Genomic DNA, 23,069 nt, shown 5'->3' with positions numbered 1-23,069 from the left:
GCCAACAAGGTAAGGTGCCGGGTTGGGTTATTCACTTATAGGGCTCCGGGAAAGTATAGGTCGTTCCTAGAGATAGCCGCCGCAGCAATGAAAAAACCCTACCTCGTGCCGCGATTATTTTTTCTCGGCCTGTCGGCTCAGACTCAACGAGCCATCTGCAGCCGTGTGAAGTTCTAGCGGCAGTATCTTCGGTAGCAGGGCTGGCAATGCGCTCAGGTTGGCGCGCTCGAAGGTGCCGGAGACGGGTAGTTGCGCCAGTTCAGGATCGTTTAAACGCACGATGGTGTTCTGCTGGCGCTTGAGCGTATCCAGTACCTCGGCCAACGTGGTGCGATCAAACACCAGGCGCCCCTCGACCCAGCCGGTCAGGGCCTGAGCGTCGACCTGAATCGGTTTATCGACCAGACCGTTGCGCACTCGAACCTGCTGGCCGGGTGTGAGCCGTAGTTTGCTCCCCTGGCCGCGCACCTCGACCTTGCCCTCTTCGACGGTTACGCGCACATCGTCCTGCAGGCGACTGACGTTATAGCGGGTGCCGACCACAGTGATTTCTGCCGAGCCGGCCAGCGTGCGGAAGGGACGGTAACTGGCAGGAGCCACGTCGAACAGCGCTTGCCCCGCTTGTAGATCCACACGTCGGCTGCGCAGGTGCCAGCTGACCTCGACTTGGCTGGCGCCATCGAGGGTGAGGATACTGCCGTCCCGCAACGCGATGTGCTGCACCTGGCCTGGTGTGCTGCTGTAACTGGTGCTCTGATAGGCAGGGTCAAACCATGCCAGCCCCAGGGCTATTGCACTGAGCAGCACGCCGAGCGCTGCAGGTTGCTGCCGGGCTTTCTTTGCCGGCGAGGGCAGCGGGAAGCGCTTCTTCAGCTCCTCACGATGGCGTGCAAGCGCATCGTCGGTAGCGTTGTCGTCAGCTGGGCGATTCATGTGCGAACCTGCTGCTGGCCCAGACGTGCCAGACATTTGCTCATGCCGACCCTGAGGTGTTTTTCCACGGCCTTTAGTGAAATCCCCAGTTGCCTGGCAATCTGCTGCTGCGGCAGTTGGTGAATTTTGTGCATGACGAATACCTGCTGACAGCGTGGCGGCAACTCGGCAATTGCGGTGCACAGATGTTCCAACTCATCGATAGCCGCATGCTGACGCTCCGGACCAGGGGCCCTGCAGAGCACCTCGTCCAGTTCGGCCTTGTCATCGACCCATGCCTGTCGGCGACGTTCGCTGCGGTAGTGGCTGATGGCGCGATCATGAATGATCTTGTGCAGCAGCGCCAAGGGTACACGTGCGGTCTCTTTCTCGGGCGACGCCAGCAGGTTCACACACACATCATGCACGACTTCGTGCGCCTCCTGGCGGTCACCAAAGCGGCGGCGCACGGAATCGACCAGCTCGTCATAGTGACGGACCAGGGCCGTGAGAAGCGAGGTTTTAGGCGATGCGTGGGGCAATGAGGAGGCACAATGAGCAGGGAATTTGCGCAAATATAAATGATAACAAGTCGCATTTAAAGAAAAGTATTCCCGAGTTGCTCAAAAATGTAAGCTCAGGCCGTGCTGGTAACCTCATCCGTTTGACTGATTCTGACGGTATCAACCTGAGCGACCGACTCAAAGTGGCCAGCAACTGCCGAACTGAACCCAACCAGTACGTTCTGAATATGCCCGATACACGACTAAGCAAGAAACCTCCAGACGGCATCAAGCACAACGACTTGGTGCTCGCGGTGCGGCACATGACCACAGTCGGGTAACATCAGCAGGTGCCTCCCTCCTCTACTCCCTGCACATATCCGCTGCGGATGAAGTGCCGAACCGTATTCATCAAGCTCTCCATGTATGGCCAGCACGGGGCAGCAAACATTTGCCAGTGCCCCATCCAGGTTCCACTCCCGAAACCCCGCGGATAGCCAAGTATCGGTCCAGGAGCGGAGCACCCATTCCGCTTTTTCGCCATGGTACTTCTGCAGCCGCTCTAACTGTCCGGGCTTGGCAAACTGCGTCTTTGCTTCCTGGATACCAGCCAGTGTCCGGGGCTCGACAAACGCCTGCGCCGATTCGGTGATAAGCCCCTTACAAGCCTCCGGATAGGCAGCGGCGCAGGATACAGCCATACCGCCGCCGACACTGTGCCCCATGATCACGAACGCATCCAAGCCAAGCTGGGTAGCCCCCAGCGAAGCAGGAAGCAGCCCCCCCATAAGCAGACTAACTGGCCCGGCAAACCAAGACCTTCCGGCTCTATGGGCTGAGTGGATAACACCTATAAGCACTCCTTCACCACCAGGTTTGATCAACTATGGACGGTACGGGCTGGTAACTAGCGGATACACCCCGTCCTGTAGGCCCTGACACCTGCCGGCCTGATCCGCAGGTGCTGTCCCTTGTCCTTGACCAAGTAGGTCATCAGGCTCGCTACGGCATAGCGTCCATTCACGTCGCTACGCTGAAACATGCCAGTGCCTCTGCCCTCATCCTTGCCCCCCTGTTTCATCCATTCCGCACCACTGTCGTGCCAATGCCCGCCACCATGAGTGATCTCCTCCCACAGCTCGCCGATAAGCTCAGCAATGCGGAAATGACGCCTGACGCATGAGCCGTTGAAGAAGAACGCGACATGTAGATGAAAGCCCTGATCCTCACCCTGCTCTACCCGGATGATGAAAGCCACCAGATGCTCAAAGATGGGATTGGTCCTGCGAGCTCTGACCAGCTTGTTCATGTCATCGAACACCTGCTCGACAGTGAGCCGCTGTCTGGCTGACTTCTTGTAGTAGAGGTTCAGCCTCAGCACGAGCGTCTTGGAATACCGCTCCATCACTCTCTGCACGAACTCACTGATGTCTTCAGCCTGGCGCTTGGCTTGATACCGACGGTCTCTGGCTCTGCGCTGATACCACTCCTGCTTACTCAGCTCACGAATGCGCTCGATGAGCAGATTCATGGTCTCAGGTTCTGACAGAAAGCCACCGTTAGACTCCGGATCAGGACAGATATAGGAACGATCGACACACTCCAGTCGAATGTCATGGCAAGCATCGTAGAACAGCTCCAGGTTCTCGCTGTAGTCGTAATCCACGCGACCATCGAACAAAGCAAGCATCTGACTGAAGTAATCCAGATACTCCCCTAGTTTCGTCTTGTGGTATGGCATGCCTGGGTGTGACTGAGGAATATAGGCCTGACCACCTCTGCGTAGAGCATCGTCTACGAGCTGATCGATCTTGACGCTGGCTTCTGCTTGGGAGATTGCAGGTGTGTAGTGGTTGAATGTGTGATGCATGGTATGTCTCCTCGGTTAGGTACATACCACTGGTCACTTGTGTATTTTTTAACCTGATCCCTCTGTCGTAGTGGGTTGATCTCTTAGCTGTCTCTGTCCTGTATGAGGTTATGTATTCGCATCGGGTTGATTAGGATTGGTGATTAGATAACCAGAGCACATAGAGTATATAAATAAATCCCGATTCAAGCTGCCGACTGATGCCCAGCGCGGCAAGGAGTTCAGGGAGAAACATCACGGCGGGGCTTGGCAAAAGACGCTGGACGACCACTGTCAGGTTAGCTGATGCGGGAACGGAATCATCCCTCGCAGAACTCCAACTAAAACACGAAGAAAGGACTACGCGCACACGAATCGCTGAGTTACTCCTCAGCGACATAGAAGCCACGACCGGCAACGGCCAGCCGTGGTTTCTATGTTGCACTAACTGGCCACGCTCAACCGCTGGGGCTTCACACCATCTGCCAGGCTAACGTCCCGCTCCTCAATCCTGGCCAAAACCCAATCAAAGATCTCGGCATCAACCCAGCCTACCCCCCTGGTATTGACGCCATCATGCCCAGCTGGGGCAAGGTTAACCGGCTTAGGGAAAATTCCCTCCGCGATGTACTTGTAGATGGTGGAGCGTGCAAGCCCTGTGGTGTCGATTACGTCTTTCAGTCGCATGATCCTCATGAGCAGTCTCCTCTGTTAGCTCAGAGGATTTGCAACGGTGGTAAAAAAAGACGCTCAGACTGACTATTCAGCAGCGAGCCCAGCAGCCAAGCGTACATTCTGAGGGATCTCTTGCTCATACATGCACTCCGACCTGCCAAACGCCCCGGGAGCACATTTTACTGGGCTGGGAGATTTCACTTCAGCACGAACAAGCAATGTGATGTACTCGTAGCCGCGCAGAATGTTCCCTGGCAGCATCAGGACTTCGTTCATTTTCACTGTCGCCGGAATCACCGTCCCGAACAGCAGCACCACCTCCTCAAGTAGTCGCTCAGCACAGTAAGCTAACTCGTCGACCATCGACTCTGATGCGAAAGCAGCCCGCTTCGACTCTACAGACTCTCCGCGCTCAAGGATGGCAAGAAACCCTTTGATAGACTCCCTTATCGACGGACGATCAACATCTCGCTCTTGGACCAACCTGACCGTCAGCCATTGCGAGACCAGCCGATTGACAAAGAGCTCAATCTGAAGGAAGGCATGCTTGGGCAAATGGCGGTAGATATGAGCTACATGGCGCAAGTCACCAGATTCGCGAGCGTAAACCGCCTGCTCCCAAAAAACCTGCAAAAACTTGGAACGCTCCGAGTCACAATCATCCCTGAAAATCAAAACAGCGGTAGGGCTGCATACACCCCGAAACACGGGATGGTTGATGTTGACGATGTAAACCGAACTAAGCTTGCGTGAGAACACTGACGCGCCGATGCCTGGAATGACCTGACGCAGCACACCATTGTCAGTCAGCTTCTTTAGCCGCCCTTTGAGCGCCACCCTAGTAACCCCGATCGCCGCTGCTAGCCGCCTATGACTCCACCCCGCCACCACGCCAACGGGGTCAGATGCGGCAAGTAGCAACGTTAGAAGGAGCACACCTGATGCATCAAGAAAGGTGCTTTTCCCATCAACCATCTTCCGAGCTATCGGGTTATCTCCTTCCTGAAGCAGGTAGCCAGAGGCAATCAATTTCGCGGCACTGGTAGCACTGCTACCAGACGCCCACCTCAAACTTGCCACCCTAACTGTAGGCCGATCTAGGAACGAGATCGCAGACAGAATACTTTCAACTTGAAATTCTTTACCCACTGGTATCGCCCCGATCAACGTCTTGTTCAACGAAAGTTTCCGCAATGGTCGCCCTCGTTTTTTGTAGACCGGTTGCACTACCAGAAAGCTCGCTGCGATCAGCCTAGGTACCGACGACTCTACTAAACCTCTCTTCAGCCCGAGCGCTTCTGCTAGCTCGGCAATCCTCAACTCCCCACTCCAGCCCTCCCCATAACGCGCAGCAAATACTAGCAAAAATAGCTTGTCACTTGCGGTTAGCGTTACAGAAGAAAGCAGGAGCACTTTCTCGACCAGCGTCCTTTTCACAGTTTATTCCACGTTAAGAGATACTATATCCTGCCATCCCGCTAGGTATAACGCTAGAACTAACGCTATTACTAACGTATATTTTCCACCTATGTGATACCGCAAGTTCAATGCCGCGAGAATGGCGTAATGCTGCTTTATTGACGCGAAGGTAGAAATAATGACAGGCAAAATTGAGTGGCTTCGAAGCGAGGAAGAGTGTCGGTACTCAGTGAGCTATCTGCATAGAAAAGCAACCGCCGATGAGTGGGGGCTTCTACACCCAGGGAATGGACATAGAGGCGTAAAGATGAATGCACGCACTAGGGCCGAGACTTGGATTCACGCACTGAGTGACGCAGGCCACAAGGAAATAATTAGGTCTCTACAGAATAATCTGCGCCAGCGACGCATTCAGAAACGAACCAAACCGAGGCGTTTCAATCTACCCCCGGAGGCATGTGCAGCACTCAACAAGCTGACGAAAGAGTTTGAAACCAAGCCTTCAGAAACGCTGGCAATCCTGCTGAAGAACAGCCCCAAGGAATATGCGGCGCTGAAGGACAAATGGAAAAAGGAGCATGAAGGAGAGATCGGTGCACTAACCTACGAAAACCTGTGCTTAAAGCAAGCCATCAAGTCGAAGGACCTGGAGAGAAGCGAGCTGATTGACGTGTTGCGTAAACACGTCCTGGAGGTTGAGATATGGAAATCCGCAACGCTCAATGAATCGCCCCCGTTTGAAGGAGACTGGCAGACGCTGGAGAGCAAAGTGAACGCAGTACTAGAGGCGCTGCAGGAGAGCGTGAGGGAGTCGACCAGAATCAAACTCCTGCGACCTGACCCGACATGAAGCCCACCGCATAGCTAGCACCGTAGACATGCTCAGCCGCCCCCCCCCAAATACCATTCCAAGAAATTGGAAACCGCATACGATCAACAAGGACACTGCGCGAGCAATACAGAATGCGAGACGCCGAGGAATAGCTCAGGGGAGCCACCCACCCCCTTTCCACCAACAGGCGACGTGAGCAGCGAGAATAGCCCCTTCCCCCAGGTAAAGAGCATGTCGCCAGGCCCGCTCAATCCATCGACCTCAAACCCGGCAAATGAGCTTCGAGCGCAAACTTGGCCATGCGGACGCCCACACCTTCGCCGGCACAAGCAATCAAGGCAGTGCAGCAGGCACAACCAATCGCCACCGATGACGTAAGCGCAGGCGAGCTAGAAACCATTATTGAGCACAGGTAGGCACATGAGCATCAAAACAAAAAACACAGACAAAATTCGGTGGGGCAAAAAGTGGGGCAAAAATGCGAGGCAAATAAAAAGGGGTCAGACCGTATCGATCTAACCCCTTGATTTTATTGGTCGGGACGGAGTGATTCGAACACTCGACCCCTTGCACCCCATGCAAGTGCGCTACCAGGCTGCGCTACGCCCCGACGATGCTTCGGTTTGTCTGCCGAAGCGGGTCGCATAATACATTAACTCCCTGAAATGAGAAAGTTTTTTTTCAGTATCAGCGAACCCGAAGAACGTTGAGCACTTCCTCCAGCTCGGCAATGGTCTGGCGGATCAGTTGCTTGTACTGGGTGAGATCTTCACGGGCTTCTTCACCGGACAGGCGCTGGCGTGCGCCGCCGATGGTGAATCCCTGATCGTACAGCAGAGCACGAATCTGACGGATCATGAGCACATCCTGACGCTGATAGTAGCGACGGTTACCCCGACGCTTGACCGGCGACAACTGGGGAAACTCCTGTTCCCAGTAGCGCAGAACATGGGGCTTTACTGCACACAACTCGCTCACTTCACCAATGGTGAAGTAGCGTTTACCGGGGATCGCCGGCAGCTCGTCGTTATGGCTGGGTTCCAGCATACGCTTCTACTCGTGCCTTGAGTTTTTGTCCCGGGCGAAAGGTCACCACCCGCCTGGCGGTAATGGGGATCTCTTCGCCTGTTTTCGGATTTCGGCCGGGGCGCTGACGTTTATCGCGCAAATCGAAGTTGCCGAATCCGGACAACTTGACCTGTTCATTGGCTTCCAGTGCGTTACGAATTTCTTCGAAAAACAACTCGACCAACTCTTTGGCTTCGCGCTTGTTGAACCCTAACTCTTCGTACAGCCGCTCAGCCATTTCCGCTTTTGTCAGAGCCCCCATTTCACCTATTTCCTTAGCGTGGCGTTAAACCCTTGCTCCAAGGACTGCAGCACTCTGTCCATGACAGCATTCACCTCATCATCGGTAAGAGTGCGTGACGAATCCTGTAACGTCAAGCCGATTGCCATGCTTTTTCTATGAGGATCAATACCTTTGCCCTCATACACGTCAAACAACCTGAGGTTTTTGAGATGTTCGCCGGCCGCTTGGCGAATGGCACCGAGCAGATCCTGGGCCAATACCTCGCGGTCCACAACCAGTGCGATATCCCGTCTGACCTCAGGGAAGCGGGACAATTCGCTAAAGCGCGGCAGCTCGCCCTGACAGATCTTCGCCAATGCCAACTCGAACACAAATACCGGCCCATTGAGGTCAAGATCCTCAACCAGCTGCGGGTGCAGCGCACCGATCAGGCCTACCTGCTCTTCACCATTGAGGATCCCGGCAGACTGGCCAGGATGCAGCGCAGGGTGGGCCACCGGTGCGAAGCGGAAGCTGACGCCGGCGGCACTCTGCGCCAGGATGGCTTCAACATCAGCCTTGACGTCGAAGAAGTCGACCTTCTCTGCCCCGTTCGCCCAGCCCTCAGGTTGACGGCTGCCAGTAACAATACCGGAAAGCATGACTTCCTGACGCAGACCATCTGCGCACGGAATGAAGCGCTGGCCGCTCTCGAACAGCCGCACCCGGCCTTGCTGCCGATTCTGGTTGTACTGCACCGCCTTGCACAGGCCCGGCCACAGGGAGGGACGCATGACTGCCATGTCACTGGAAATCGGGTTGGCCAGCGCCAGGGGTTCGATCTCCGGCTCGAACTGCTTGCTCAGGCCCGGCTCGATGAAGCTGTAAGTAATGGCTTCATGGTAGCCACGGGCGACCAGCAGGCGACGCAACACGGTCAGCTCGCCGCGGGCCTCCGGCTTGCCAGCCAGACTGAGGGCTGCGGTTGGCGCGCTGACCGGCAGGCGGTTGTAACCATACAGGCGAGCCAGCTCTTCGATCAGATCCACTTCGATACTGATATCGAAGCGGTGACTGGGTACATCAATCTGCCACTGGCCATTACCAATCGCAGTAACGCCCAGCCCAAGACCGGAGAGATAACCGACCACGTCGGCCTCACCCATCTGCATGCCGAGCATCTGGGTGATGCGGTCATTGCGCAAGGTGATTTGCTTGAGTGAGGGCAATGCGCCCTGCTCGACCGCCTCGATGACCGGGCCCGGCTCACCACCGACGATCTCCAGGATCAGTGCAGTCGCACGCTCGATGGCCTCACGCTGCAGTTGCCAGTCAACGCCTCGCTCAAAGCGATGCGAAGAGTCGGTGTGCAGGCTGTAGCCACGCGCCTTGCCGGCGATGGCGATGGTGTCGAAGAAGGCGCTCTCCAGGAACAGGTCCCGGGTGTTTTCGCTGACGCCACTGTGCTCACCACCCATGATGCCGGCCATAGCCAGCGGGCGTTCGTGGTCTGCAATCACCAGGGTATCTGCACGCAGGCTGATTTCCTGGCCGTCCAGCAGTACCAGCTTCTCACCCTCTTCCGCCATACGCACGCGAATGCCGCCCTTGATCTCGGCCAGATCGAAGGCATGCATCGGCTGTCCCAGCTCAAGCATCACGTAGTTGGTGATGTCGACCACTGCATCAATACTGCGAATATCGCTGCGACGCAGACGCTCAACCATCCACAGCGGCGTTGGGCGTGACAGATCAACGTTGCGGATAACCCGCCCCATATAACGCGGGCAGGCTTGAGCAGCGACCAGCTCAACCGGACGCACCTCGTCATGGACGGCTGCGATCGGCTCAACCTTGACACGGCAAACCTCGGCGCCATAGTTGGCGCCTACTTCACGGGCCAGACCAGCGATGGACAGGCAATCACCACGGTTCGGCGTCAGATCGACTTCGATGATAGCGTCGTCGAGGCCAAGGTACTCGCGTACGCTCTGACCGACAGGGGCATCAAGCGGCAGCTCATAGAGGCCGTCGTGGTCTTCTGAAATCTGCAGCTCGGCAGCCGAGCACAGCATGCCGAAGGATTCGACACCGCGCAGTTTGGCCTTCTTGATCTTGAAGTCTTCGCCCAGTACCGCGCCCACCATGGCAAACGGGATCTTGATGCCGGCGCGCGCGTTGGGTGCGCCGCACACCACCTGGAACTCTTCGCTGCCATTGCTGACACGGCATACGCGCAGCTTGTCGGCATCGGGATGCTGCTCGGCACTGAGGATCTCGCCCACCACAACGCCGGAGAACTCGCCGGCTGCCGGGGTAACGCTGTCTACTTCGAGTCCAGTCATGGACAGGCGCGCTACCAGTTCGTCACGGGAAACGTCAGGGTTTACCCAGGTGCGCAGCCACTGTTCACTGAATTTCATTATCGATTCCTGCTGTCAAAAGGGTTGCGGATGCGGCGCTCAACGGAACTGCTCAAGGAAACGCAGATCGTTGTCGAAGAAAATGCGCAGATCGCCCACGCCATAACGCAGCATGGTCAGGCGCTCGACGCCCATCCCGAAAGCAAACCCCTGGTATTTCTCCGGGTCGATACCGGACATGCGCAGCACCTCCGGGTGCACCATGCCGCAACCCAGGACTTCCAGCCAGTCGGCCTTTTCTTCACCGTTCTTGACTACGCGGCGGCGAATATCCACCTCGGCGGAAGGTTCGGTGAAGGGGAAGAACGACGGGCGGAAACGGACTTCGAGATCAGCCTCGAAGAACTCGCGCAGGAACTGCTCAATGGTGCCCTTCAGATCGGCAAAGCTCACACCCTCGTCAATCAGCAGACCTTCAACCTGATGGAACATCGGCGAGTGGGTCTGGTCGGAGTCGCAGCGGTACACGCGACCCGGACAGATGATGCGAATCGGCGGCTGCTGGCTCTCCATGGTGCGTACCTGAACCGGCGAGGTGTGGGTACGCAGCAGGGTGTTGGCATTGAAGTAGAAGGTGTCGTGCATGGCACGCGCCGGGTGGTGACCCGGAATATTAAGCGCCTCGAAGTTGTGGTAGTCGTCTTCCACTTCCGGGCCTTCCGCGACGGTATAACCGACGTGGGCAAAAATCTGTTCAATCCGCTCCATGGTGCGGGTAACCGGGTGCAAACCACCGGTAGTCTGACCACGGCCGGGCAAGGTGACATCCACACGCTCGGCAGCCAGACGGGCATTCATCGCAGCGCTTTCCATCTCGGACTTGCGTCCATTGAGCACGCTCTGAACCTGCTCTTTAGCCTGGTTGACCAGCGCGCCAACCTTGGGACGCTCCTCGGCCGGAATGTTGCCCAGAGTCTTCATCACCTGGGTCAGCTCGCCCTTCTTGCCAAGATACTGAACGCGGATATTCTCCAGCGCAGCCACATCAGCTGCCTGTTTGATTGCCTCAAGTGCTTGTGCGACCAGGGCGTCGAGGTTTTCCATCAACACGTACTCCAGAAACAAAAATAGGGGAAGAGCTTTGAGGCTCTTCCCCTATCATTGACGTTGCCAGCCGCGCCCGAAGGCGCGGTGATTGTCGTAACGAGGGCTTAAGCCAGGCTAGCCTTTGCTTTTTCGACAATCGCGGTAAACGCCGCTTTTTCGTTCACGGCCAGATCGGCCAGAACCTTACGATCGATCTCGACGGACGCCTTTTTCAGGCCAGCGATCAGGCGGCTGTAGGACAGACCGTTCTGACGAGCACCAGCGTTGATACGGGCAATCCACAGCGCGCGGAACTGACGCTTGCGCTGCTTGCGGTCACGATATGCGTACTGACCAGCTTTGATAACCGCTTGCTTGGCAACGCGGAACACGCGTGAACGCGCGCCGTAGTAACCTTTAGCCAGCTTGAGAACTTTCTTGTGACGCTTGCGCGCCATGACACCACGTTTTACACGAGCCATTGCTTTCTTCCTCTAACCTGTAACCTTGATGATTAACGCAGACGCAGCATGCGCTCGACTTTTTGGACGTCAGCAGCGTTCAGCTGCGAAGTGCCGCGAAGTTGACGCTTACGCTTGGTGCTCATCTTGGTCAGGATGTGGCTTTTGAAAGCATGCTTGTGCTTGATGCCGTTCCCGGTTTTCTTGAAGCGCTTGGCAGCGCCACTTTTGGTCTTCATCTTTGCCATGTTCAGTTACTCCAAATTGAAGTGCATCAAATAATCGCAAGGCCTGGCGTTGCCCTGGAGATTACTTTTTCTTTTTGGGGGCGATGACCATCATCAGCTGACGACCTTCCATCTTCGGGTGCTGTTCCACGGTGCCGTATTCAAGCAGGTCGTTTTCGACCCGTTTCAACAGCTCCATGCCCAGCTCCTGATGGGCCATTTCGCGACCACGGAATCGCAACGATACCTTGGCCTTGTCCCCTTCAGAGAGGAAACGAATCAGGTTGCGAAGCTTGACCTGATAGTCACCCTCTTCCGTCCCTGGACGAAACTTGATTTCCTTGATCTGAATCTGCTTCTGATTCTTGCGCGCTGCGGCTTGCTGTTTCTTCTTTTCGAAGATGTGCTTGCCGTAGTCCATGATGCGGCACACGGGCGGCGCCGCATCGGGAGAGATTTCAACCAGGTCCAGCTTGACTTCTTCAGCTGCGGCCAGCGCTTCCTGAATGGATACGATGCCGATCTGCTCGCCATCTGCACCAATCAGGCGCACTTCGCGCGCCGTGATGTTTTCGTTAATCGGCGGGCGTTGTGCGGCTCTTTTGTCTTGTCTCATCTCGCGTTTAATCTTTATTGCTCCGAATTCGGGCGGCCTCGTTGTGCCACAGCGCGAGATAGGAAATCAGCGAACTCGGTTACAGTCATTGAACCCAGATCTTTACCCTCTCGCGTGCGCACGGCCACGGTGTGCGACTCGACTTCCCGATCACCTACAACCAGCAGGTAGGGAGTCTTGTGCAAAGTATGCTCGCGGATTTTAAAGCCGATCTTCTCGTTTCTCAAGTCCGCAACCACTCTATACCCCATATCCTTCAGGGATTTCTCGACTTCACTGCAGAATTCGGCCTGATTATCGGTGATATTCAGTACCGCTGCCTGCGTCGGCGCGAGCCATGCCGGGAAGTCGCCGGCGTAATGTTCGATCAGAATACCGATAAAACGCTCGAACGAACCGAGGATCGCACGGTGCAGCATGACCGGGGTCTTGCGCGCACCATCTTCGGCGACGTACTGAGCGCCCAGACGGCCCGGCAACATGAAGTCCAACTGCAGGGTACCGCACTGCCAGACCCGTCCGATACAGTCACGCAGGGAGAATTCGATCTTCGGACCATAGAAAGCGCCCTCGCCCGGCTGCAAATCCCACTTCAGGCCCGCTTCATTAAGTGCATCCTCTAGACCTTTTTCGGCGCGATCCCACAATGCGTCATCACCAACCCGGCTTTCCGGACGAGTGGACAACTTCAGCTCAACGTCGTCAAAGCCGAAATCCCGGTAGACCTGCAGCGTCAGCGCGATAAAGTCGCTGGCTTCCTTCTTGACCTGCTCATCGGTACAGAAGATATGCGCATCGTCCTGGGTAAAGCCACGCACGCGCATCAGACCGTGCAGCGAACCGGAGGGCTCATTGCGATGGCAGGAGCCGAACTCGGCCAGACGCAGCGGCAGCTCGCGGTAGCTCTTGAGACCCTGATTGAACACCTGGATGTGACACGGACAGTTCATCGGCTTGACCGCGTAATCACGGCTTTCCGACTCGGTGGTAAACATGTTCGCCGCGTAGTGCTCCCAGTGACCTGAACGCTCCCACAGCACGCGATCAACCACCTGAGGCGTCTTGATTTCTTTATAACCGGCGTCCAGCTGGACCTTGCGCATGTACTGTTCAAGCACCTGGTAGATAGACCAGCCATTGGGGTGCCAGAACACCATGCCCGGCGCTTCTTCCTGGGTGTGGAACAGGTCCAGACGCTTGCCGATCTTGCGGTGATCGCGCTTCTCGGCCTCTTCCATACGCTGGATATAGGCTGCCAGCTGCTTCTTGTCCGCCCAGGCAGTGCCATAGATACGCTGCAGCTGCTCATTCTTGGCATCGCCGCGCCAGTAGGCACCGGAGATACGGGTCAGCTTGAACGCTTTCAGAAAGCGCGTGTTCGGCACGTGCGGGCCGCGGCACATGTCGACATATTCTTCGTGGTAGTAGAGGCCCATGGCCTTTTCGTCCGGCATATCCTCAACCAGACGCAGCTTGTACTCCTCACCACGGGACTCGAACACCTTGATGACCTCATCACGCGGGGTCACCTTTTTGATCACGTCGTAATTGGTGTCGATCAGCTCGGCCATACGCTTTTCGATGGCGGCCATGTCTTCCGGCGTAAAGGGGCGCTCAAAGGAGATGTCGTAATAGAAGCCGTCATCGATAACCGGACCGATGACCATCTTGGCCGTCGGATACAGCTGCTTGACCGCATGACCCACCAGGTGAGCACAGGAGTGGCGAATGATTTCGACCCCTTCCTCGTCCTTGGCGGTAATGATCTGCAGGGTCGCGTCCTGCTCGATCAGATCACAGGCGTCGACCAGACGCCCATCGACTTTGCCGGCAATGGTTGCCTTGGCAAGGCCGGCGCCAATGGACTGCGCAACGTCTGCAACGGAAACGGGATTTTCAAAAACGCGCTGACTGCCGTCAGGAAGAGTAATTACGGGCATGTGCCTCTCCTTCTCAGTGGTGACCCCTACGCAAGGCCACGTGATGGATGAACCGCCCCAGCGACTCGCCGCAGTCAGACCGGCATCACGATTGCCGGCAGCCCTTGCGGGCTACTGCAGAAGCACCTGAAGCGGTGCAGAAAGAAAAAAACCCGGCCACAGGGACCGGGTTTCTAATTTGGTAGGCACGATTGGATTCGAACCAACGACCCCCACCATGTCAAGGTGGTGCTCTAACCAACTGAGCTACGTGCCTGCGATGGAGGCGAACTTTACGCACCTCCCTTAACCCTGTCAACCACTAAGTTACTGAAAACCTGAAAAAAGCTTGAATCGCCAGCAGGGCGATCAACAAACAACCAGCACCTGATTATTCTTTATCCAAAACGCTCAAATAACGAGCAAAACCCCTGAATCCGATTCAGACCTGCATCAGTTGATCGCGCAATTTCTGGATCTGGTCACGCAACTGGGCAGCCGACTCGAATTCCAGATCACGCGCGTGCTGGAACATTTTTTCTTCCAGCTCGCCGATACGCTTGGTGATTTCGCCCGGTGTGCGCGGCGCAGAATATCCCGCCCCCTCTTCTGCCACCTTCTGCTGACGACGACGGCCACTGCGACTGCCAGGCACCACTGCACCCTCCAGAATATCCGCCACGCTCTTGGTAACGCCCCGCGGGGTGATGCCATGCTCCTTGTTGAAGTTGATCTGCTTCTCGCGGCGGCGTTCAGTTTCACCGATTGCGCGCTCCATCGACCCGGTAATACGGTCGGCGTAGAGTATCGCCTTGCCGTTCAGGTTGCGCGCCGCGCGGCCGATGGTCTGGATCAGCGATCGTTCGGAACGCAGAAAGCCCTCCTTATCTGCATCCAGAATGGCAACCAGCGACACCTCCGGCATGTCCAAACCCTCACGCAGCAGGTTGATGCCCACCAGCACATCGAAGGCCCCGGTACGCAGGTCACGGATAATCTCGACCCGCTCCACCGTATCAATGTCCGAATGCAGATAGCGCACCCGCACACCGTGATCGCCCAGATAGTCCGTCAGATCCTCGGCCATGCGCTTGGTCAGCGTGGCGACCAGCACCCGCTCCTCTTTATCCACCCGCAAGCGTATCTCGGACAATAGATCGTCGACCTGAGTGGTCGCCGGGCGTACTTCAATCAGCGGGTCAACCAGCCCGGTTGGCCGCACCACCTGCTCGACCACCCGCCCGGCATGGGCCTCTTCATAGGGGCCGGGTGTAGCCGAAACAAAGATCGTTTGCGGCGATATCGCCTCCCACTCATCAAAGCGCATCGGGCGGTTATCCAATGCCGACGGCAGACGGAAGCCATACTCGACCAGGGTCTCCTTGCGCGAACGGTCACCCTTGTACATCGCACCGACCTGCGGTACCGACACATGGGATTCGTCGATGATCAGCAGCGCGTTCTGCGGCAGATAATCAAACAGCGTTGGCGGCGGCGCACCCGGCTCGCGACCGGACAGGTAGCGCGAGTAGTTCTCGATGCCATTGCAGTAACCCAGCTCCAGAATCATCTCCAGGTCAAAGCGGGTACGCTGCTCCAGCCGCTGCATTTCAACCAGTTTGTTCTGCTCCTTCAGTACCGCGAGACGCGCATCCAGCTCCACCTTGATATGTTCCACAGCCTCAAGCAATGTCTCACGAGGCGTTACATAATGGCTTTTAGGATAAACAGTTACGCGCGGAACCTTACGCAAAACCTCACCTGTTAGCGGGTCGAAGAAACTAATCGTCTCGACCTCATCATCGAACAGTTCGATACGAATGGCCTCGAGGTCAGATTCCGCCGGAAAGATGTCGATCACATCACCGCGCACACGGTAAGTCGCCCGGGCCAGCTCCATGTCGTTGCGGGTGTACTGCAGCTCGGCCAGTCTGCGCAGCAAGGTCCGCTGATCCACCTGATCGCCGCGATCAACATGCAGCACCATCCGCAGGTAGGATTCGGGATCACCCAGGCCGTAAATAGCCGACACCGTCGCCACGATGATGGCATCCGGGCGCTCCATCAGCGCCTTGGTCGCCGACAGCCGCATCTGCTCTATGTGATCATTGATGGAGGCATCCTTCTCGATATAGGTATCGGAGGACGGCACATAGGCTTCAGGCTGGTAGTAATCGTAATAGGAAACGAAGTACTCGACCGCGTTGTGCGGAAAGAACTCCTTGAACTCCCCGTACAGCTGCGCAGCGAGGGTCTTGTTCGGAGCCATGATGATCGCCGGCCGCTGCATCTGCTGAATGACATTGGCAATGGTAAAGGTCTTGCCGGAGCCGGTCACACCCAACAGGGTCTGGTGCGACAGCCCTGCCTCGAGGCCCTCGACCAGCTGAGCGATCGCTGTCGGCTGATCGCCGGCAGGCTGAAAGCGGGTTTGCAGATTGAACTCAGACACGGTCGACGATCTCTCACTATTACGACAATCGCACATCATACCCGACACAACCCCAACGCGTCCGTCACTGCCTCGCAGTGACGCTATCAGCAAAGCTGTCGTCTGCATTGAGAGCGCATTCGCGGCAAAAAGACGCGTAACGCGAAGGGAACCCGATTGGAGTTATCTGATCAGTTCCTTATAATGAACGGCCGCTAAGATGGCACTGACAGAACCCTGATGGCGAGGCAAAGCAACCCACCCTCGTCAATCCGCAGCTTCAGTGCAGTCTCCTGGCATAGCCCGACACCCTACATTCACCTGTATCGAGTTTGCCCATATCATGAGTTTGTTTTCCCCGGTAGAACTGGCCCCGCGTGATCCTATCCTTGGCTTGAACGAAGCGTTCAACGCCGATACCCGTGCGAACAAAGTCAATCTGGGTGTTGGGGTATACAGTGACGAATCAGGCAAGGTGCCGCTGCTGCGCGCAGTACAGGCCGCCGAAGAAGCCCGCGTTGCCGAACATGCCGCCCGCGCCTACCTGCCGATCGACGGCCTGGCACCCTACGATCAGGCGGTGCAAAAGCTGCTGTTCGGTGCCGACTCCGCCCTGCTCTCCTCCGGCCGCATCATTACTGCCCAGGCGCTCGGCGGCACCGGTGCCCTGAAACTGGGTGCAGACTTCCTTTATCGCCTGACCGGCAAGCGAACCGTCGCCATCAGCAATCCGAGCTGGGAAAACCATCGCGCGCTGTTCGAAGCCGCCGGTTACGATGTCGTCAACTACACCTACTTCGACCCGGCAACCAACGGTCTGAACCTGAGCGGCATGCTTGCGGACCTGGAAGCGCTGGCCGAAGGCACCGTGGTTATTTTGCACGCCTGCTGCCACAACCCGACCGGTGTCGATCTGAGTCTGGCTGACTGGGCCAAGGTCATCGACGTTGTTGGCCGCCGCCAGCTTGTTCCCTTCCTCGACATCGCCTATCAGGGCTTCGGCGAGAATCTCGAAGACGACGCGGTTGCCGTGCGCCTGTTTGCCGAGTCCGGCCTGCCATTCCTGGTTGCCAGCTCCTTCTCCAAATCCTTCTCGCTGTATGGCGAGCGTGTTGGCGCCCTGACCATGGTCACCGCCAGCAAGGAAGAAACTGCACCGGTGCTGTCGCAGCTCAAGCGCGTTATCCGCACCAACTACTCCAACCCGCCGACCCACGGTGCCAAGGTAGTTGCAGCGGTGCTCACCAACCCTGAGCTGTATGCCCTGTGGGAAGAAGAACTGGCCGAGATGCGTGACCGTATCCGCGACATGCGCGCAGCCCTGGTTCAGAAACTGCAGGAAGCCGGCGTCGAACAGGACGTCAGCTTCATTCAGCGCCAGCGTGGCATGTTCTCCTTCTCCGGCCTGAGCAAGGAGCAGGTGGCACGCCTGGCAGACGAGTTCGGCATCTACGCTGTTGGCAGCGGCCGCATCTGTGTCGCGGCGCTGAATAACAGCAACATCGACGCCGTTGCCCAGGCAATGGCTGCGGTCATGAAGGCGTGAGTTTCACGCCTGATTGATCAATTGGCTTCAAGGCGTTGACTTCCATCATTTTTTTGGTAAAGTGCGCAGCGTCCATTCCGCGATAGCTCAGTCGGTAGAGCAAATGACTGTTAATCATTGGGTCCCTGGTTCGAGTCCAGGTCGCGGAGCCAAATTAAAAAACCCGGCTGATTGCCGGGTTTTTTATTGCCTGCGTTTTATCAGGCGATAGCAGCCAAAGCCTGATCCGCTTCAGCGCGGCCCTTGGCAGCCTCTTCCTCGCCCAACGCCTGACCTTCAACGTTGACGAATTCCACATCCTGAATGCCGATAAAGCCCAGCAACTGACGAATGTAGGGCTCCTGGAAGTCGATCGGCGTACCGGCATAGCGGCCACCACGGGCGGTCACCACATACACCTTGCGATCACCTGCCAGACCTACAGGTCCATTTTCGGTGTACTTGAAGGTGCGCCCGGCCAGCAAAACGTGGTCGAACCAGCTTTTCAAGGTAGAGGTAATGCCGAAGTTGTACATGGAAGAGCCAATCACGACGATATCGCTGGCAAGCAACTCATCGATCAACTGTCCCGACCGGGCAGCGGCCGCCCGCTCCTCCTCAGTCTGTTCCTCGGCTGGCTTCATCCAGCCGCCAAGCAGGGTGCCGTCAAGGTGGGGGATCGGCTCAGCGCCCAAGTCACGGGTCACCACCCAGGAACCGGGGTTGGCCGCTTCAATCAGGCGCACCAGCTGCGCAGTGTATTCGCGGGTCAGCGACCCTTCCTGACGGGCACTGGATTGCACTACAAGGATCTTTTTCATGGCTCGACTCCATCTTTCGGTAAAGGATAGCGCCATGATAGAACCAATAAAAAGATAAAAAAGCGCAAAAATGCGCTAATACCAATCGGCTAAATTGATATATTCAGTTTGCACTGCAGCGCACATCGACCCTGACGCGAGTGATAATCCGCTGGAAAGACTGACTGACCACCGTGCTCTCCCCTGCCGCCAGTCGCACCCGGCGCGGCGCGGGCCGTTCCGGGCCGTTGACGAACGTCGCCTCGCACAGAGCCGTGTTAGCCCCGGCATTACGCAGCGTCACTGTTGCGATATTACTGATGTCCGTGGTCCGGGTTTCGATGGTCACCCCATCGACATGCGCTTCCAGATCGATTGGAAAGGCCTGGGCAGCTGCGGGCAGTAACAGGCAGGTCAGTGCGCTGGCGGAGACGAGAGAACGCATCGAAAACTCCTTGCGGCAATACAGATGCACGACGCGTGCAAGCGTCGGGCGTGCCCCGAAACGAACACGCTCGAATACGATACGGCAGAGGATGGCAAGATGAAAGCACCACGTGTAACCCTCGAACAATGGCGTACCCTGCAGGCGGTCATCGACCACGGCGGCTTTGCCCAGGCAGCTGAGGCGCTGCACCGCTCACAGTCCTCGGTCAGCTACACGGTAGCGCGCATGCAGGAACAACTGGGCGTGCCGCTGCTGACCATTGAGGGCCGCAAGGCGGTGCTGACCGAGGCCGGCACGGTGCTGCTCAGGCGCTCCCGCCAGTTGCTGTCGCAGGCCAGTCAGCTGGAAATGCTGGCCACCGAGATGGAGCTGGGCTGGGAGCCGGAAGTGCGTCTGGTAGTCGACGCCGCTTACCCGACCGAGCGGCTGGCCAGTGCCCTGCGCGCGTTCATGCCCCAAAGCCGTGGCTGCCGGGTACAACTGCGCGAGGAGGTGCTCTCCGGCGTGGAAGATTGTCTGCTTGAAGGCTCCGCCGACCTGGCCATTTCCGGGCTCAGCATCGCCGGCTTCCTGCCGCAACAGCTCAACTCGGTCGACTTCGTCGCGGTTGCCCACCCCGAACATCCGCTGCACCAATTGCAGCGCAGCCTGACCCATGACGATCTGCAAGGCCACCTGCAGATCGTTATCCGCGACTCGGGGCAGCACAAGCCCAGGGATTCCGGCTGGCTTGGCGCCGAGCAACGCTGGACGGTAGCCAGTCTGGGCACCGCCGCCCGTATGGTCGCCAGCGGCCTGGGCTTTGCCTGGCTGCCCTGCCACGAGATACGCCACCTGATCAACGACGGCAAACTGAAAGCCTTGCCGCTGGAGAAAGGCGCCAACCGCTCGGTACCACTGTTCCTGTACGCCAACAAGGACCGCCCGGTCGGCCCGGCCACGCGCATTCTTGCCGACCTGATCATTGAACATTCGATGACAGACTGATGCAGCACTTCAATTGGCAGGACGTCCATGCATAGAATGCCATCTCTATTCGTCAGGGACGCCGTCCATGCCACAGATCCGACTGAACGACTGTGAATTCCATTACACCGACCAGGGCTCGGGCCAGCCGGTACTCTTGCTGCACGGTCTTGGTTCCAGCGAGCAGGACTGGGAATACCAGATACCCGCGCTCAGCGCCCATTACCGCGTTCTGTGCCTGGATATGCGTGGCCACGGCGGCACCGACAAAACCGGCAAGGGCTACTCGATAGCCCTGTTCGCCCGGGACTGTCTGGCCTTCATTGAGGCAATGGGGCTGGAAAAGCCGCACATCGTCGGCCTGTCGATGGGCGGCATGATCGCCTTTCAACTCGCCACGGACGCTCCTGAGGTGCCGGCCAGTCTGACCATCGTCAATAGCGCACCCGAGGTCATCCCCCGTCGCCCGGCGGAACTATGGATGGCCGGCAAGCGCCTGTTTTTCGCCCACGTATTACCGATGTCGACCATCGCCAAGGGGCTCTCTCGCCTGCTGTTCCCCAAGCCTGAGCAGGTGAACCATCGGCAAACATTCATCCAGCGCTGGACCGCCAACCATCGACGCAGCTATCTGGCGTCACTGCGGGCGATTGTCGGCTGGGGCGTCAGCAACCAGCTGGACCGTATCAGTTGCCCGGTGCTGGTCGTCAGCGCCGATCAGGATTACACCCCGGTTGAACTCAAGCGCGAATACGTCAGTCGCATGGGCGACGCCAGGCTTGAGGTGATTGCCGATTCACGGCACGCTACCCCGGTTGACCAACCCGACGCTTTCAACACGCTGTTGCTGAATTTCCTGAGCCAGGTCGACAGCAGCCGCGTAACAACAACGACAGAGCCCGCCCAGGCAGGCCTTTCCACCCTCTGACCACGGAGTCAAACCATGCTCAAACACCTGATTGGTGCCACTACCCTGCTGCTGCTCAGCAGTACCGCGCTGGCCGAAAACCCGCGTGTGCAACTGACCACCAACCTCGGCGACATCGTTGTCGAGCTGAACGAGGAGCAGGCACCCATCAGCGCCGCCAACTTCCTGCGTTATGTCGAAGCAGGCCACTACGACGGCGTGATTTTCCACCGTGTGATCCCGGGCTTCATGATTCAGACCGGCGGCTTCGACAGCAACATGCGTCAGCGTGAAACCGGCAACCCGATCAAGAACGAAGCCGACAACGGCCTGCGCAATCTGCGCTACACCCTCGCCATGGCCCGCACCGGCGTCGTCGACAGCGCCACCAGCCAGTTCTTCATCAATCTGGATAACAACGATTTCCTCGACCACGGCTCACGCGACTTCGGCTATGCCGTGTTCGGCAAGGTCGTCAGCGGTGAACAGGTTGTTGAAACCATCGGCAAGGTACCCACCACCAGCCGCAGCGGGCACCAGAACGTACCGGTCAACCCGGTCACCATCATCAGCGCCACCCGCCTGGAAGACGGCGCCGAGTAAGCTCGCTACTCAGCTGCCTGCCGGAATGGCAGGTAGCTGATTGCCTCCTGCTGATAGGCTTTCACTCCCGCGCGCTCGCGCAGCAAAAAATCCGCTACCGCCCCATGCAGTCCCGGCTGCAGCTTGTGCCATGACTGTGTCAACACCGGCTCAAAGCCGCGCACCAGCTTGTGCTCACCCTGCGCCCCGGCATCAAACCGCTTTAGCCCTTCAGCAATACAGCGCTCCATACCCTGATAGAAACAGGTCTCAAAGTGCAGGCGGTCAAACTCCTCAAGGCAACCCCAGTAACGCCCATACAGGGTGTCGCCACCCACGAGAAACAACGCGCCGGCGACTGGCCGCTCACCCTGCATGGCAAACAGCAGGCGAACGCTGGCCTGGCAGTACCGGTTCAACAAGATAAAAAACTCAGCCGGCAGATAGGGCTCCTGTCCGCGCTTGTAATAGGTCGCCGCGTAAAACGGGTAGAACTGCCGCCAGACCGCCTCATCCAATTGTTCGCCGGCCAGCCAGCGGAACTCGATACCCTGATCGCGAATCGCCTGGCGCTCCTTGCGAAAGTTCTTGCGCTTGCGCGAGCTGCAGGCGGCCAGAAAGTCGTTGAAGCACTGGTAGTCGCGGTTGTACCAGTGAAACTGGCAACCCAGACGCTGCAGCCAACCGTACTCCTGCAGCAACGCGTTCTCGGCACCCAGATTGAACAGCAGATGCAGGCTGGACACCTCACCGGCCTGCAACTCGGCATCCAGCCCGCCAAGCAGCGCGCCGGCCGCCGCCGGGTCCCGCGCGATCAAACGCGGCCCCTGCACCGGTGAAAACGGCGCAGCGCTCAGGTATTTGGGGTAGTAACGCCGCCCTGCCCGCTCCCAGGCATCGGCCCACTGCCAGTCAAACACGTACTCGCCCCAGGAATGGCTTTTGCGATACAGCGGCATCAATGCCAGCAGCTCACCATCCTGCTCGACCACTCGGTGTGCAGGCTCCCAGCCAGAGGCCGCGCATACCGCTCCGCTTTCTTCCAGTGCGCGCAGAAAGCCGTGGCACAGTAACGGGTAGTCAGCCGCGAGCAGAGCGTCCCAGCTGGCGGCATCAACATCATTGATCGAACGTAAGCGTTTCGGCACCATGGAGCAAAACCCATCCGGCAAATGACACAGCAGCCGATGATGACCGGCTGCCGATTCAGTAGCAAGATACCGGATGCAGCCCCGATCTGCCGCAGGCAACATCGAT

Annotated in this window: 23 protein-coding genes and 3 tRNA genes; 6 read left to right on the top strand and 20 right to left on the bottom strand. The window is 57.6% G+C overall.

Going from position 1 to position 23,069, the window contains the following annotated elements; all coding sequences use genetic code 11:
• Window positions 1–114: 114 nt before the first annotated feature.
• From AC13EY_RS07295 to AC13EY_RS07270, 6 genes are all read right to left on the bottom strand, one after another.
• A complete protein-coding gene (locus AC13EY_RS07295) occupies window positions 115–933 on the bottom strand; it encodes a FecR family protein (RefSeq protein WP_482876815.1) in 819 nt (272 codons plus the stop codon).
• Window positions 930–1,454 (bottom strand): RNA polymerase sigma factor, encoded by a 525-nt coding sequence (locus AC13EY_RS07290; protein WP_482876813.1) that lies wholly within the window; start codon window positions 1,452–1,454, stop codon window positions 930–932. Before AC13EY_RS07290 ends, AC13EY_RS07295 begins: the two co-directional genes overlap by 4 nt.
• 224 nt (window positions 1,455–1,678) lie before the next feature.
• Complete coding sequence (locus AC13EY_RS07285) at window positions 1,679–2,203, bottom strand: alpha/beta fold hydrolase (protein ID WP_482876811.1); 525 nt, start codon at window positions 2,201–2,203, stop codon at window positions 1,679–1,681.
• 119 nt (window positions 2,204–2,322) lie between these two features.
• On the bottom strand, window positions 2,323–3,285 hold the full coding sequence (locus AC13EY_RS07280; RefSeq protein WP_482876809.1) for a YagK/YfjJ domain-containing protein: 963 nt from the start codon (window positions 3,283–3,285) through the stop codon (window positions 2,323–2,325).
• 423 nt (window positions 3,286–3,708) lie between these two features.
• A complete protein-coding gene (locus tag AC13EY_RS07275) occupies window positions 3,709–3,960 on the bottom strand; it encodes an AlpA family phage regulatory protein (RefSeq protein WP_269687535.1) in 252 nt (83 codons plus the stop codon).
• A 63-nt stretch (window positions 3,961–4,023) separates the two neighbouring features.
• Complete coding sequence (locus AC13EY_RS07270) at window positions 4,024–5,376, bottom strand: hypothetical protein (RefSeq protein WP_482876807.1); 1,353 nt, start codon at window positions 5,374–5,376, stop codon at window positions 4,024–4,026.
• A 160-nt stretch (window positions 5,377–5,536) separates the two neighbouring features.
• Here AC13EY_RS07270 and AC13EY_RS07265 point away from each other — a divergent pair, with 160 nt between their 5' ends.
• Window positions 5,537–6,208, top strand: a complete 672-nt coding sequence (locus AC13EY_RS07265) for a hypothetical protein (protein WP_482876806.1) — start codon at window positions 5,537–5,539, stop codon at window positions 6,206–6,208.
• Window positions 6,209–6,723: 515 nt separating this feature from the next.
• Here the strand turns inward: AC13EY_RS07265 and AC13EY_RS07260 are convergent.
• The 11 genes from AC13EY_RS07260 to uvrB all read right to left on the bottom strand — a co-directional run bounded on the left by AC13EY_RS07260 (window position 6,724) and on the right by uvrB (window position 16,641).
• A tRNA-Pro gene (locus tag AC13EY_RS07260) sits at window positions 6,724–6,800 on the bottom strand.
• Between the two features lie 77 nt (window positions 6,801–6,877).
• Window positions 6,878–7,237 carry a MerR family transcriptional regulator gene (locus AC13EY_RS07255; RefSeq protein ID WP_083727851.1) on the bottom strand — a complete coding sequence of 120 codons (360 nt, stop codon included), beginning with the start codon at window positions 7,235–7,237 and terminating at the stop codon, window positions 6,878–6,880.
• Complete coding sequence (ihfA, locus tag AC13EY_RS07250; protein ID WP_088275071.1) at window positions 7,218–7,520, bottom strand: integration host factor subunit alpha; 303 nt, start codon at window positions 7,518–7,520, stop codon at window positions 7,218–7,220. The genes AC13EY_RS07255 and ihfA overlap by 20 nt, the downstream gene beginning before the upstream one ends.
• Before the next feature lie 5 nt (window positions 7,521–7,525).
• On the bottom strand, window positions 7,526–9,904 hold the full coding sequence (gene pheT, locus AC13EY_RS07245) for a phenylalanine--tRNA ligase subunit beta (RefSeq protein ID WP_228246484.1): 2,379 nt from the start codon (window positions 9,902–9,904) through the stop codon (window positions 7,526–7,528).
• 39 nt (window positions 9,905–9,943) lie between these two features.
• A complete protein-coding gene (pheS, locus tag AC13EY_RS07240; RefSeq protein WP_228246485.1) occupies window positions 9,944–10,948 on the bottom strand; it encodes a phenylalanine--tRNA ligase subunit alpha in 1,005 nt (334 codons plus the stop codon).
• Window positions 10,949–11,055: 107 nt separating this feature from the next.
• A complete protein-coding gene (gene rplT / locus AC13EY_RS07235; RefSeq protein ID WP_083727855.1) occupies window positions 11,056–11,412 on the bottom strand; it encodes a 50S ribosomal protein L20 in 357 nt (118 codons plus the stop codon).
• Between the two features lie 32 nt (window positions 11,413–11,444).
• Entirely contained in the window at window positions 11,445–11,639 is a 195-nt protein-coding gene (rpmI, locus tag AC13EY_RS07230) for a 50S ribosomal protein L35 (RefSeq protein WP_083727856.1), read from the bottom strand.
• 61 nt (window positions 11,640–11,700) lie between these two features.
• Entirely contained in the window at window positions 11,701–12,252 is a 552-nt protein-coding gene (gene infC, locus AC13EY_RS07225) for a translation initiation factor IF-3 (RefSeq protein WP_172409659.1), read from the bottom strand.
• Window positions 12,249–14,174 (bottom strand): threonine--tRNA ligase, encoded by a 1,926-nt coding sequence (gene thrS / locus AC13EY_RS07220; protein WP_233049537.1) that lies wholly within the window; start codon window positions 14,172–14,174, stop codon window positions 12,249–12,251. Before thrS ends, infC begins: the two co-directional genes overlap by 4 nt.
• 179 nt (window positions 14,175–14,353) lie before the next feature.
• A tRNA-Val gene (locus tag AC13EY_RS07215) sits at window positions 14,354–14,430 on the bottom strand.
• Window positions 14,431–14,595: 165 nt separating this feature from the next.
• Entirely contained in the window at window positions 14,596–16,641 is a 2,046-nt protein-coding gene (uvrB, locus tag AC13EY_RS07210) for an excinuclease ABC subunit UvrB (protein WP_482876859.1), read from the bottom strand.
• Between the two features lie 286 nt (window positions 16,642–16,927).
• On the opposite strand from uvrB, the gene AC13EY_RS07205 reads away from it, so the two are divergent.
• Together AC13EY_RS07205 and AC13EY_RS07200 are read left to right on the top strand one after the other, a co-directional pair.
• Window positions 16,928–18,130, top strand: a complete 1,203-nt coding sequence (locus AC13EY_RS07205; RefSeq protein WP_228246487.1) for an amino acid aminotransferase — start codon at window positions 16,928–16,930, stop codon at window positions 18,128–18,130.
• 76 nt (window positions 18,131–18,206) lie between these two features.
• Window positions 18,207–18,282, top strand: a tRNA-Asn gene (locus AC13EY_RS07200).
• Window positions 18,283–18,330: 48 nt separating this feature from the next.
• Here AC13EY_RS07200 and AC13EY_RS07195 read toward each other — a convergent pair.
• Window positions 18,331–18,930, bottom strand: coding sequence for an FMN-dependent NADH-azoreductase (locus AC13EY_RS07195; RefSeq protein WP_228246488.1), 600 nt, complete (start codon window positions 18,928–18,930; stop codon window positions 18,331–18,333).
• A 103-nt stretch (window positions 18,931–19,033) separates the two neighbouring features.
• Complete coding sequence (locus AC13EY_RS07190) at window positions 19,034–19,354, bottom strand: 3-phosphoglycerate kinase (RefSeq protein ID WP_228246489.1); 321 nt, start codon at window positions 19,352–19,354, stop codon at window positions 19,034–19,036.
• A 99-nt stretch (window positions 19,355–19,453) separates the two neighbouring features.
• Here AC13EY_RS07190 and AC13EY_RS07185 point away from each other — a divergent pair, with 99 nt between their 5' ends.
• From AC13EY_RS07185 to AC13EY_RS07175, 3 genes are all read left to right on the top strand, one after another.
• On the top strand, window positions 19,454–20,344 hold the full coding sequence (locus AC13EY_RS07185) for a LysR family transcriptional regulator (RefSeq protein WP_228246490.1): 891 nt from the start codon (window positions 19,454–19,456) through the stop codon (window positions 20,342–20,344).
• Between the two features lie 67 nt (window positions 20,345–20,411).
• Window positions 20,412–21,251: an alpha/beta fold hydrolase gene (locus AC13EY_RS07180; protein WP_228246491.1), complete on the top strand. Its 840-nt coding sequence runs from the start codon at window positions 20,412–20,414 to the stop codon at window positions 21,249–21,251.
• 15 nt (window positions 21,252–21,266) lie between these two features.
• Complete coding sequence (locus AC13EY_RS07175; protein WP_228246492.1) at window positions 21,267–21,833, top strand: peptidylprolyl isomerase; 567 nt, start codon at window positions 21,267–21,269, stop codon at window positions 21,831–21,833.
• A 5-nt stretch (window positions 21,834–21,838) separates the two neighbouring features.
• On the opposite strand, the gene AC13EY_RS07170 is transcribed toward AC13EY_RS07175, so the two are convergent.
• On the bottom strand, window positions 21,839–22,963 hold the full coding sequence (locus AC13EY_RS07170; RefSeq protein ID WP_228246493.1) for a GNAT family N-acetyltransferase: 1,125 nt from the start codon (window positions 22,961–22,963) through the stop codon (window positions 21,839–21,841).
• Between the last annotated feature and the right edge of the window lie 106 nt (window positions 22,964–23,069).

The organism is Halopseudomonas sp. L-58 (assembly GCF_056859475.1).
Note: the sequence above shows the minus strand (reverse complement) of the source record. Positions and strands in the feature narration are given on the sequence as shown.

Bases quoted from the DNA above. Each gene is read 5' to 3' on its own strand.
- AC13EY_RS07295 (WP_482876815.1), bottom strand. From the start codon at position 933: ATGAATCGCCCAGCTGACGACAACGCTACCGACGATGCGCTTGCACGC.
- AC13EY_RS07285 (WP_482876811.1), bottom strand. From the start codon at position 2,203: ATGGGGGGGCTGCTTCCTGCTTCGCTGGGGGCTACCCAGCTTGGCTTG.
- AC13EY_RS07280 (WP_482876809.1), bottom strand. From the start codon at position 3,285: ATGCATCACACATTCAACCACTACACACCTGCAATCTCCCAAGCAGAA.
- AC13EY_RS07275 (WP_269687535.1), bottom strand. From the start codon at position 3,960: ATGAGGATCATGCGACTGAAAGACGTAATCGACACCACAGGGCTTGCA.
- AC13EY_RS07265 (WP_482876806.1), top strand. From the start codon at position 5,537: ATGACAGGCAAAATTGAGTGGCTTCGAAGCGAGGAAGAGTGTCGGTAC.
- AC13EY_RS07255 (WP_083727851.1), bottom strand. From the start codon at position 7,237: ATGCTGGAACCCAGCCATAACGACGAGCTGCCGGCGATCCCCGGTAAA.
- ihfA (WP_088275071.1), bottom strand. From the start codon at position 7,520: ATGGGGGCTCTGACAAAAGCGGAAATGGCTGAGCGGCTGTACGAAGAG.
- pheT (WP_228246484.1), bottom strand. From the start codon at position 9,904: ATGAAATTCAGTGAACAGTGGCTGCGCACCTGGGTAAACCCTGACGTT.
- pheS (WP_228246485.1), bottom strand. From the start codon at position 10,948: ATGGAAAACCTCGACGCCCTGGTCGCACAAGCACTTGAGGCAATCAAA.
- rplT (WP_083727855.1), bottom strand. From the start codon at position 11,412: ATGGCTCGTGTAAAACGTGGTGTCATGGCGCGCAAGCGTCACAAGAAA.
- rpmI (WP_083727856.1), bottom strand. From the start codon at position 11,639: ATGGCAAAGATGAAGACCAAAAGTGGCGCTGCCAAGCGCTTCAAGAAA.
- thrS (WP_233049537.1), bottom strand. From the start codon at position 14,174: ATGCCCGTAATTACTCTTCCTGACGGCAGTCAGCGCGTTTTTGAAAAT.
- uvrB (WP_482876859.1), bottom strand. From the start codon at position 16,641: ATGTGCGATTGTCGTAATAGTGAGAGATCGTCGACCGTGTCTGAGTTC.
- AC13EY_RS07205 (WP_228246487.1), top strand. From the start codon at position 16,928: ATGAGTTTGTTTTCCCCGGTAGAACTGGCCCCGCGTGATCCTATCCTT.
- AC13EY_RS07195 (WP_228246488.1), bottom strand. From the start codon at position 18,930: ATGAAAAAGATCCTTGTAGTGCAATCCAGTGCCCGTCAGGAAGGGTCG.
- AC13EY_RS07190 (WP_228246489.1), bottom strand. From the start codon at position 19,354: ATGCGTTCTCTCGTCTCCGCCAGCGCACTGACCTGCCTGTTACTGCCC.
- AC13EY_RS07185 (WP_228246490.1), top strand. From the start codon at position 19,454: ATGAAAGCACCACGTGTAACCCTCGAACAATGGCGTACCCTGCAGGCG.
- AC13EY_RS07180 (WP_228246491.1), top strand. From the start codon at position 20,412: ATGCCACAGATCCGACTGAACGACTGTGAATTCCATTACACCGACCAG.
- AC13EY_RS07175 (WP_228246492.1), top strand. From the start codon at position 21,267: ATGCTCAAACACCTGATTGGTGCCACTACCCTGCTGCTGCTCAGCAGT.
- AC13EY_RS07170 (WP_228246493.1), bottom strand. From the start codon at position 22,963: ATGGTGCCGAAACGCTTACGTTCGATCAATGATGTTGATGCCGCCAGC.